Here is a 10,048-nt window from a genome sequence, read left to right on the forward strand (position 1 = left end):
TTGTTCCATAAGATATATTTGAGCTGGGCAGTTGTCCGGCTTTTTTTATTCAATTACCATATTGCGCAGCGTTTTACGGTAAGCCTCAAGCACATCGCATTTATGTAATATGCCATAAAATCGCTTATCACGCACCACAGGCAGGTACTGAGCGCCTGATGCTTCAAATTTATCCATGATGTCTTCCAGCGGTTCTTCAATGGCAACGGTTTGTGCAGGCTGGTGCATTATTTCTTCAAGTGTGCTGTATTTTACCTTGAAGGAACTGAAAACAATATGCCGGGCCGACTCAAAATCTACTATCCCCACGAGCCTCCCGCGGTCATCTGTAACCGGGAAAACCTGCTGTTTGGTATCAGTCAGCAGCCTCACGAGGTCTTCCGGCTTATCAGTTGGCTTAATCGTCTGCAGGTTGGTCTCTATAATATCCAAAAGGTCGATACTGTGCAGAATGTTTTTGTCTTTGTCGGTCGTGAAAACATCACCCCTGTCGGCCAGGTGCTTCACATCCATGCTATAATTCTCAAATTGTTTAGATACGGCAAAACTTATTGACGATACAATCATAAGCGGTACCATAAGGTTATACCCGCCCGTTATTTCGCCGATAAGGAAGATAGCTGTAAGCGGCGCATGAAAAAGTCCGCTCAGTATTCCTGCCATGCCCACGATGGTAAAGTTACCTACAGGAATGTCTTTATCGAGTCCGCTCAAAGCTATAAGTTTCGCTACGAAAAAGCCTAGGTAAGACCCTACAAAAAGTGATGGCGCAAAGTTGCCGCCGTTACCGCCCGATGCCAGTGTAAGCCCGGTTGCAAAAGCTTTAATCATCATAGTGGCGCCTACAAACAGCAGCACTACCCAGCCATTTTCGCGGAACTGCTCCAGCAGTGTATTATCTAGCAATGTTGAGGCATTCCCGTTAGAGAGTACTTTTATACTTTCATAACCTTCACCAAACAGCGTTGGGAACAGGAATATCAGCAGCGCCAGCGGTATAGCCCCGTACAATGCTTTGCGGTAGCCTTTTGATTTAAGGTTTTTAAAATGCTCTTCAACTTTGCGGAATTTACGCGCATGGTATACCGAAACAAGCCCCGCAAGAATACCCAGGGCAATATAATACACTACATTGCCGTACTCGAAGGATTGCTGCTGCTTAAATGACAGCAAAACCTCTTCACCAAGCACCACGCCAGAAACAAGAGCGCCCGTTGCCGCCGATATCATGATGGGGATAAACGCGGTGATGGTAACATCGGTCAGTACAACTTCAATGGCAAACAATACTCCCGCAATAGGCGCGTTGAATGCTGCACCAATACCCGCCGCTACGCCGCAGGCCAGCATCAGTATACGGTCTTTTTGGGAAAGCTTGTATTTCTGCGCGAAGTTAGACCCGAATGCTGCTCCCGTTATAGTTATGGGAGACTCAAGTCCCGCCGAACCACCCATACCCACGGTAAGTGAGCTTGTGATTATTTGTGAATACATCTGCTTTACAGGCATAATGCCGCCTCGTTTTGCCACAGCATAGAGTATACGCGAGCTGCCTTTTTCAATTTTTCCGTCAAGCACACGTTTCACCACAAGCACGGTAAGTAAAATACCCGCAATAGGCAGTATACTGTTTACATAAGGTAACTTTAAAAGTGTGCTTATATAATTGGCAAACAGGAAAACATAGTGCGCAAAAGATTTAAGTACAATCACGGCAAATGCCGTAGATATGGCCACCAATACACACGATAGGTAGATGAAATGCCTTTCCGACAGCAGGCTTTTCAGCAGGAATAGCATTGACTCGAGCCTGCGGAAATTGTTCCTGAAGAATAAACGGATACGCGCTGTAAAGCGATTGGGCATTTTGTATTGGTGATTTAAAAATGAAATGCTAATTTACTTCAAGATAAAAACCCTCGCAAATAAACACGTTGCCTATTTACATTTCCCCAAGCTTTTCTTTCGCGAAAGCCTGCAGCGCCTCAAAGAAAATTGTAAATTCTTCTTCAAATTCAGCATAAAACTCCCGCAGCTCGTTTACAGAACGCCCCATGCCTGATTTATTCTTGGTACGGTTGTCCATCTGTACCAATATTCGCGAAATGCCTTCAACGCTTTGGTAGCTCGTGAGCCAGTCGTGCTCAATCATATAGGGTATTATACCTTTTGTACGCTCGGTAAGTATGCCATAGTTGGTATGTAATGAACGGTAAAAATCCTGCGCGAAATCAGCCAGAGGCTTTTGGTGGTAACTTTGCCAGTTCTTCGCCAGGAAATGGTCATAAAAAATATCAACTATTACACCCGCATAGTGGTGATAGTTAGGGTGCAGGCGTTTTGTACTTTGGCGGAAAACCGGGTGCGCATCAGTAAAGCTGTCGATAGCGCGGTGCAGCAATATTCCTTTTTTACAAGAGGCGGGAACTCTTCCGGCTTGTGCCCATGTATGGTATCGCCCATAAAGTTGCCGATCTTCACCAGTTCATCATCGCCGGAAAGGTATATATGCGCTAAGAAATTCATAACCCTAAAATAGCTATTAGTTTTAACATGATGAAATGTAAAATATTATATTTGTTGCAACCAAAAACATTGAGTAACTAATGACACTAATCAAATCTATTTCAGGCATCAGGGGCACCATTGGCGGCAAGCCGGGTGACAACCTTACGCCGGTTGATGCCGTAAAATTTGCCTCGGCTTACGGTACATGGCTTAAAGGCTATGCCAACAAAGAAAAACTTACCGTGGTGATAGGGCGCGATGCGCGTATCTCCGGGCCTATGATACACAACCTTGTAGTGAACACGCTTATAGGTCTTGGCATTGATGTGGTAGATCTTGGCCTTTCTACAACCCCTACGGTTGAGGTGGCCGTGCCACTTGAGCAGGCTGATGGTGGCATCATCCTCACCGCAAGCCATAACCCAAAGCAATGGAATGCGCTAAAACTGTTGAACGAAAAGGGCGAATTCCTGAGTGGGGCAGAGGGTGCAAAAATTCTGGAGATAGCTGAAAAGGAAGCGTTTAATTTTGCCGATGTGGACAGCCTGGGCGAAGTGACATCAAACGACGCATTTATGGATATACATATTGACGAGGTGTTGGAGCTTCCGCTTGTTGATGCCGACCTCGTGAAGAAAGCAGGCTTTAAAGTGGTGGTTGACGGTGTGAACTCTTCGGGCGGCATCATCATCCCGAAACTTCTGGAACAGATGGGCGTTGAGGTAGTGAAACTGTACTGCGAACCAAACGGCCATTTCCCGCATAACCCCGAGCCGCTAAAGGAACACCTGGGCGATATCTGCGAACTCGTAGTGAAAGAAAAGGCACATTTTGGCATTGTTGTTGACCCGGATGTTGACAGGCTGGCTTTCATAAGCGATGACGGCGAAATGTTTGGTGAAGAATATACGCTGGTGGCAGTGGCTGACTATGTATTGAGCAAAACGCCGGGCAATACGGTGAGCAATATGTCGTCTTCGCGTGCACTTCGCGATATTACCCAAAAGCACGGCGGCAGCTACCAGGCCAGTGCGGTGGGCGAGGTAAATGTGGTGGAACTTATGAAGAAGACTAACGCAATTATTGGCGGCGAAGGCAACGGCGGCATTATTTACCCTGAGCTGCACTACGGGCGCGACTCACTTGTAGGCGTGGCGCTGTTCTTAACCTACCTTGCCGGGCAAAACATGACGGTGAGCCAGCTGCGTGCATCTTACCCGCAATATTACATGAGCAAAAACAAGATTGAGCTTACCCCGCAGATTGATGTTGACGCGATACTTGAAGGGATGGCCGATAAATATAAAAATGAAGAAATCTCGACTATTGACGGCGTAAAAATTGACTTTGCCGAAGAGTGGGTGCACCTGCGCAAGTCGAACACCGAGCCTATCATCCGTATATATACCGAGGCGCAGACCCAGGAAAAAGCCGATGCGCTTGCGGTACGCATTATTGATGAAATAAAAGCCGTGGCAGGAATTTAGTTTCAGTTGAAGTCACAGTCACAGTCACAGTTTAGAATGTCCGGTTGCTTCAGGCCGGGCATTTTTTATTTGAGATCAATTAGTCAAACATCGAACGAACAATAAGCCGCAAGTTTATGATTATTTTCTAATAAATGAAAATAATTTTAAAAAATAAATTTTTGAATGCATGTTAAGAGGTTGTTAATGGCTACCCTTTGATAAATTTGAAAGTACAGATTAATTGAAAGTATTGCCTTACAGATTTGAGTTGTTTAAGATAAATTTAAGAAAAACACTTTTTCGTGTTAATAGATGTTAACCTCCTGCATTATTCTTACAGATTCGAAACCTCTATCTTTGTAACTTTGCAACTCTGCAATTTCTAAAAATGAATATAAAACTCCTCGCCATTGGTAAAACTGACAATAAAGCATTGCAATCAATGATTGACGATTATATGAAAAGACTGTCGTTTTACGTTCGGTTTGAAATGATGGAATTGCCTGATATTAAGAACGTTAAGAGCTTAAGCGAAAGTCAGCAAAAGGATAAAGAGGGTGAGCTGATTTTGTCGAAACTTACGCCGACCGACCAGCTGATTTTACTTGATGAAAACGGCAAAAATTTCAGCAGTGTAGGCTTCTCGCAAGAGTTGCAAAAAAGATGAACAGCGGCGTTAAAACACTGGTGTTTGTGATAGGCGGGCCGTACGGTTTCAGCGATGCTGTCTACTCAAAAGCCCAAGGCAAAATTTCACTTTCTGCCATGACATTTTCCCACCAGATGGTCCGCTTGTTTTTTATCGAGCAGGTGTACCGTGCTTTTACAATTTTAAAAGGCGAGCCTTATCATCATCAATAGGTTAGGCCCTAGTTCTCAGCCACAAGCCACAAGCTGTTAGCTACCACATTTTAGATGCGAGTGAAGTTTGCTTTTGGCTAGTGGCTTTTGGCTAAATTCTTTAGAATGCTAACGCTTTCTTTCGCTTCCCTCACATCATGAACCCTTAATATTTTCGCGCTTTTTGAGAGAGCTATGGTATTTAAAACCGTAGTGCCATTCAGCGCTTCCTTAGGGCTGGTTTCCAGTAGTTTATATATCATCGACTTTCTTGAAATTCCGGCCAGGAGCGGCAGCCCCGTTATGCTGAACAGCTCCAGGTTTTGCATTACGAAATAGTTCTGTTCCAGCGTTTTGGCGAACCCAAACCCCGGGTCGATTATGATATCATTTATACCTGCTGCCCTGGCGGCCTCAATCCGCTGGCTGAAGTAAAAAAGCATCTCTTTAATTATATCATTGTACTGAGTTAACTTACTCATTGTCTGAGGTGTACCACGCATGTGCATCATGATGTACGGCACCTTCAACCGGCCAACGGTTGTGAGCATTTCTGCATCAAGCAGTCCTGCAGATATGTCGTTAATGATTGCCACACCGCTGTTTATGCAGGATTCGGCCACTTTTGCTCTGAAGGTATCTATGGAAATCATAGTTTCAGGGAAATGTTGCAAAACCAATTCCACCACCGGGATAATGCGCTGCAGTTCTTCATCTTCGCTTACAAAATCTGCGTTGGGCTTACTTGAATATGCCCCGATATCTATGAAGTCGGCGCCGTCAGCCAGCATCTTTTCCACTTGCGTAAGCAACTGGTCTTCATCACGATACTTTCCACCGTCAAAAAAAGAGTCAGGCGTACAGTTTAAGATGCCCATTACTTTGGGTTCGTTCAGATCTACCAGCTTTCCTTTACAGTTAATAAACATGTTCAGTTCTTTTTAGCGATTGCCTTTGTATAGCAGGCTTTTTTGCCTAATTTTGAAAAATTCAATACAAATATACCACTAAAAATGGGTTATAGTCCCGAGACTACTTCTGCTGAATATGACAAAGTAATTGCCGTTTGCAGGCAGTTGTTTATCAATAAGATGGCCGATTACGGCAGTGCCTGGCGCATATTAAGGCTGCCCTCACTCACCGACCAGATTTTCATAAAAGCCCAGCGTATACGCAGCCTTCAGGAAAATGCTGTACGAAAGGTAGATGAAGATGAGACAGGCGAGTTCATCGGTATAATTAACTACTCGATAATGGCGCTGATTGCCATAGATTTAGGTGTTGCCGACCAGCCTGACCTTGACGTTGCAGAAGCCACGAGGCTGTATGACGAAAAAGTCAACATCACGAAAACGCTAATGGAAAACAAAAACCATGACTATGGCGAGGCATGGCGCGATATGCGGGTGAGTTCGCTTACCGACCTTATTTTGCAGAAGCTCTTACGCGTAAAACAAATTGAAGACAATCAAGGCAAAACTCTTGTAAGTGAAGGCATTGACGCCAACTACCAGGATATGATAAACTACTCGGTTTTCGCATTGATATTAATGAAAAAATTCCAATAAAATATGAAGATCCTTACGCAAATATGCCGTGTTCTTGTAGGTGTACTTTTTATAATTTCAGGCCTTATCAAGCTGAATGACCCTGTAGGTTTTTCTTTCAAGCTGGAGGAATATTTCAGTGCCAATGTGCTGAACCTTACATTTTTAATTCCGTATGCTTTAGCAATGGCAGTTGCAATCGTGATATTTGAAGTATTGCTTGGCGTGATGCTTTTAGTAGGCTTTAAACGCAAATTTACGGTATGGAGCCTGCTTATCATGATAGTGTTCTTTACCTTCCTTACGCTTTATTCCGCCGTTACGGGTAAGGTTACAGACTGCGGCTGTTTCGGGGATGCGCTGCACTTAACGCCTTGGGAATCATTCACTAAAGACGTTATACTGCTGGTGCTGATACTCGTAATTTTCATAAACAGGAGATACATCAAAAAGATATTCAAAAAGCCTGTGGTTTACACCATTGTTGCTGCAGCTTTTGTATTCTGCTGCTTCCTTGCGTACCATGTACTGAATCACCTGCCAGTTATTGATTTCAGGGCGTATAAAGTTGGAACTGTTATCCGCGAAGGCATGGCAGTACCAGAAGGCGCCCCGAAAAGCGAGTATGCTATAACGTTTGTTTACAAAGTAAATGGGGTGGAGAAGGAGTTTACCGACAAGGAGCTTGACAAAATACCTGCTGATGCGGAATATGTTGACCGTAAAGAAGTTATGATTAAAGAAGGCTATGTACCGCCTATACACGATTTTGTACTGGATTTCAATGGTGAAGACATGACAGAGGCCGTGCTTAGCGAGCCTAAAATAATACTTGTGATATCGTATTTTCTTGAAAAAGCTAATGATAAAGGCCTTGCCAAAATACAGAAGTTTGCCGACGAAGCTAAAGCCAAAGGCTATAAAGTGATAGGGCTTACAGCAAGTGGCAGCGACGTGATTGAAGCTAAAAAGAAACAGCACGGCATCACTCTTGATTACTACACCTGCGACGCTACCACGCTGAAAACCATTGAACGCGCCGATCCAAGCATTGTCGTGCTGCGCAATGGTGTTGTAGCCCAGAAAGCACATTGGAATGATTTGGAGTTTTTGCAACTGAAGTAATTTGTTTAAGGTTTCAGGTTTAAAGTTTCAGGTTGATCAGATATTTTACATACAAACTAGGTTATGCGCTGCTTACGCTCTTTGGGGTAGTGACGGTAATATTCCTGCTGTTTACGGTGTTACCGGGCGACCCTGCGCGTATGATGCTCGACCAGAACGAGAACTCTGAGCAGCTGGCTATCATTAAGAAAAAATATGGGTTTGACCAGCCGGTTTCAAAGCAGTATTTGTATTATTTAAACGATCTGTCGCCTGTGTCTTTCCACAGCACGGATGCTGACAGTTACACTTACCTCACCGAAGGTAAATATACTGCTTTACAGTTGTTTACTGTTGGAAGGGTTACCACTGTTATAAAAACACCTTACCTGCGGGAGAGCTTCCAGAAAAGCGGAAAAAAGGTCACACAGGTTATTGGCGATACGCTGCCGAATACCATTGTTTTAGCCATCTTTGCCATCATCATTGCTATCATAATCGGGATTGCGCTGGGGGTGGTTTCGGCATTGTATAAAGACACCTGGATTGACCGCACCATTGCCCTGGTCAGCACGCTGGGCATGAGCCTGCCGTCGTTCTTCGCGGCTATATTATTTGCCTGGGTTTTCGGGTTTTTGCTGCACCGCTATACCGGTCTTGACATGACAGGCAGCCTTTATGAAGTTGATGATTTCGGTGAAGGCTCATACATCAAATGGAAAAACCTGATATTACCGTCAATTGTTTTGGGAATCAGGCCATTGGGCGTGGTGATACAGCTTATGCGAAACTCACTGCTTGAAGTTATGGGCCAGGATTATATACGCACCGCACGTGCCAAAGGCCTCAGCGAAGTTAAAATCATACGCCGCCACGCACTTAAAAATGCCTTAAACCCTGTGGTTACAGCTATTTCCGGGTGGTTTGCCTCAATGCTTGCAGGTGCAGTTTTCGTGGAATACATCTTCGGTTGGAACGGCCTCGGCAAAGAAGTAGTTGATGCCCTCAACACGCTTGACCTTCCGGTAATCATGGGTTCTGTACTGGTTATCGCTACAACATTCGTCATCATCAATATTATGGTAGACCTTATCTACGCGTATCTCGACCCAAGGATAAGGCTGGAGTAGTAGTTCACGAAAACGTTGCATTGAATTTAAATTAGCCTTCTTACAAAACTTCATTGATTTTCCTTTAAATTTGGTACACTTTTAAAATTTCAAACATGAAAAAATTATTTCTGCTGCCATTATTGCTGGTAGCGTTTATATCGTGCTCACAAGCGCAGCAAACTGAGTTTTCACCTGAAGTTCTTGCCGATGTAATGACATCGGTAGATGGCGAAGAACTGACTTTTAAAAATATACTTGACAAATACAAAGGCAAGACCGTTGTGATAGACGTTTGGGCGTCTTGGTGCCCTGACTGTATCAAAGGCATGCCAAAGGTGCAGGCACTGCAGCAGCAGTTCCCTAAGGCGGTTTTTGTGTTTCTTTCATATGATAAAACAGACGAGTCTTGGAAGAAAGGCATTGAGAAATACCGTGTGGTTGGCGAACATTACCACATAGGCCCGAACATGAAAAAAGGCGCTTTCTCTGAAGGTATAAAGCTTGACTGGATTCCGCGCTACATGGTAGTTGATAAAACCGGGAAAATAGCCCTGTTTAAAGCCATTGAGGCAGATGATGCCAAACTTATTGAGACACTAAAAAAACTTAAATAATGAGAAAAAAGATTGTTGCCGGCAACTGGAAAATGAACAATGATGCCGCACAGGCAGAAGCGCTTATAGATGCGATAATCAATAAAAAGCCTGATACTTCAACAAAAGTTGTCATAGCTCCGCCGTTTGTATCGCTTCAGGCTGCAGTAGCGCAAACGAGAGGCACGAATATAATTGTAGCGGCACAGAATATGCACCAGGCAGAGAACGGCGCTTACACAGGCGAAATCTCAGTCAACATGCTGAAGGGCATCAATGTGAATACCGTTATCCTTGGCCATAGTGAGCGCAGGGCTTATTTTGGCGAGACGAATGCATTGCTGGCCGAAAAAGTAAATACCGCGCTTAACCATAACCTTACCGTAATCTTCTGCTTTGGCGAAGAATTGGCCGACAGGCAGACAGGCTCGCATTTTGAGGTGGTCGAGCGCCAGCTGCGAGAAGGCCTGTTCCATATTTCTGAGAGTGACTGGAGTAACATTGTGTTGGCGTATGAACCGGTTTGGGCTATAGGCACAGGTGAGACTGCATCACCCGAGCAGGCACAGGAAATGCATGAATTTATCAGGACATTGCTTCGCAACAACATTGGCAGCAAGATTGCAGAAGACACTTCTATACTCTACGGCGGAAGCGTAAAGCCTGACAATGCATCTGAAATTTTCTCAAAACCTGACGTTGACGGTGGCCTCATAGGTGGCGCCTCGCTTAAGGCAGATGATTTTGTAGGAATCATCAAAGGGATGGCATAATTGCTGGAATTCAGAGTTATACAGATTGAAAGCGTTCTTAACAGGGCGCTTTTTTTGTTATGTAAATATTAAGTTGTCATCAAAATCTTTACACTGCGGCAA

The 10,048-nt window shown here is 44.3% G+C and carries 8 protein-coding genes and 2 pseudogenes; 7 read left to right on the forward strand and 3 right to left on the reverse strand.

Features of this window, described 5'->3' with window-relative positions; translation table 11 throughout:
• Positions 1-45: 45 nt before the first annotated feature.
• Both LRS05_RS08420 and LRS05_RS08425 read right to left on the reverse strand, forming a co-directional pair.
• Positions 46-1,866, reverse strand: coding sequence for a chloride channel protein (locus LRS05_RS08420; RefSeq protein WP_257867912.1), 1,821 nt, complete (start codon positions 1,864-1,866; stop codon positions 46-48).
• A 76-nt stretch (positions 1,867-1,942) separates the two neighbouring features.
• Positions 1,943-2,526: pseudogene (locus LRS05_RS08425) on the reverse strand (ACP phosphodiesterase).
• 80 nt (positions 2,527-2,606) lie between these two features.
• Here LRS05_RS08425 and glmM point away from each other — a divergent pair.
• Both glmM and rlmH read left to right on the forward strand, forming a co-directional pair.
• The gene (gene glmM / locus LRS05_RS08430) at positions 2,607-3,995 is read left to right on the forward strand and encodes a phosphoglucosamine mutase (protein ID WP_257867913.1); all 1,389 of its coding nucleotides are present in this window, start codon (positions 2,607-2,609) and stop codon (positions 3,993-3,995) included.
• A 370-nt stretch (positions 3,996-4,365) separates the two neighbouring features.
• A pseudogene (rlmH, locus tag LRS05_RS08435) lies at positions 4,366-4,838 on the forward strand (23S rRNA (pseudouridine(1915)-N(3))-methyltransferase RlmH).
• 77 nt (positions 4,839-4,915) lie between these two features.
• On the opposite strand, the gene folP reads toward rlmH, so the two are convergent.
• A complete protein-coding gene (gene folP, locus LRS05_RS08440) occupies positions 4,916-5,746 on the reverse strand; it encodes a dihydropteroate synthase (RefSeq protein ID WP_257867914.1) in 831 nt (276 codons plus the stop codon).
• An 84-nt stretch (positions 5,747-5,830) separates the two neighbouring features.
• On the opposite strand from folP, the gene LRS05_RS08445 reads away from it, so the two are divergent.
• From LRS05_RS08445 to tpiA, 5 genes are all read left to right on the forward strand, one after another.
• Positions 5,831-6,385, forward strand: a complete 555-nt coding sequence (locus LRS05_RS08445) for a DUF1599 domain-containing protein (protein ID WP_257867915.1) — start codon at positions 5,831-5,833, stop codon at positions 6,383-6,385.
• 3 nt (positions 6,386-6,388) lie between these two features.
• Positions 6,389-7,489 carry a BT_3928 family protein gene (locus LRS05_RS08450; RefSeq protein WP_257867916.1) on the forward strand — a complete coding sequence of 367 codons (1,101 nt, stop codon included), beginning with the start codon at positions 6,389-6,391 and terminating at the stop codon, positions 7,487-7,489.
• Between the two features lie 32 nt (positions 7,490-7,521).
• Positions 7,522-8,598: an ABC transporter permease gene (locus LRS05_RS08455; protein WP_257867917.1), complete on the forward strand. Its 1,077-nt coding sequence runs from the start codon at positions 7,522-7,524 to the stop codon at positions 8,596-8,598.
• Positions 8,599-8,693: 95 nt separating this feature from the next.
• Entirely contained in the window at positions 8,694-9,194 is a 501-nt protein-coding gene (locus tag LRS05_RS08460) for a TlpA disulfide reductase family protein (RefSeq protein WP_257867918.1), read from the forward strand.
• A complete protein-coding gene (gene tpiA / locus LRS05_RS08465) occupies positions 9,194-9,946 on the forward strand; it encodes a triose-phosphate isomerase (protein WP_257867919.1) in 753 nt (250 codons plus the stop codon). Before LRS05_RS08460 ends, tpiA begins: the two co-directional genes overlap by 1 nt.
• Positions 9,947-10,048 lie beyond the last annotated feature (102 nt).

Origin of the sequence: Flavobacterium sp. J372, assembly GCF_024699965.1 — a bacterium.
Taxonomy (GTDB): domain Bacteria; phylum Bacteroidota; class Bacteroidia; order Flavobacteriales; family Flavobacteriaceae; genus Flavobacterium.

Excerpts from the sequence above, each read along its gene's own strand:
- LRS05_RS08445 (WP_257867915.1), top strand. The coding sequence starts at position 5,831 with ATGGGTTATAGTCCCGAGACTACTTCTGCTGAATATGACAAAGTAATT.
- tpiA (WP_257867919.1), top strand. The coding sequence starts at position 9,194 with ATGAGAAAAAAGATTGTTGCCGGCAACTGGAAAATGAACAATGATGCC.
- LRS05_RS08460 (WP_257867918.1), top strand. The coding sequence starts at position 8,694 with ATGAAAAAATTATTTCTGCTGCCATTATTGCTGGTAGCGTTTATATCG.
- folP (WP_257867914.1), bottom strand. The coding sequence starts at position 5,746 with ATGTTTATTAACTGTAAAGGAAAGCTGGTAGATCTGAACGAACCCAAA.
- LRS05_RS08450 (WP_257867916.1), top strand. The coding sequence starts at position 6,389 with ATGAAGATCCTTACGCAAATATGCCGTGTTCTTGTAGGTGTACTTTTT.
- LRS05_RS08420 (WP_257867912.1), bottom strand. The coding sequence starts at position 1,866 with ATGCCCAATCGCTTTACAGCGCGTATCCGTTTATTCTTCAGGAACAAT.
- glmM (WP_257867913.1), top strand. The coding sequence starts at position 2,607 with ATGACACTAATCAAATCTATTTCAGGCATCAGGGGCACCATTGGCGGC.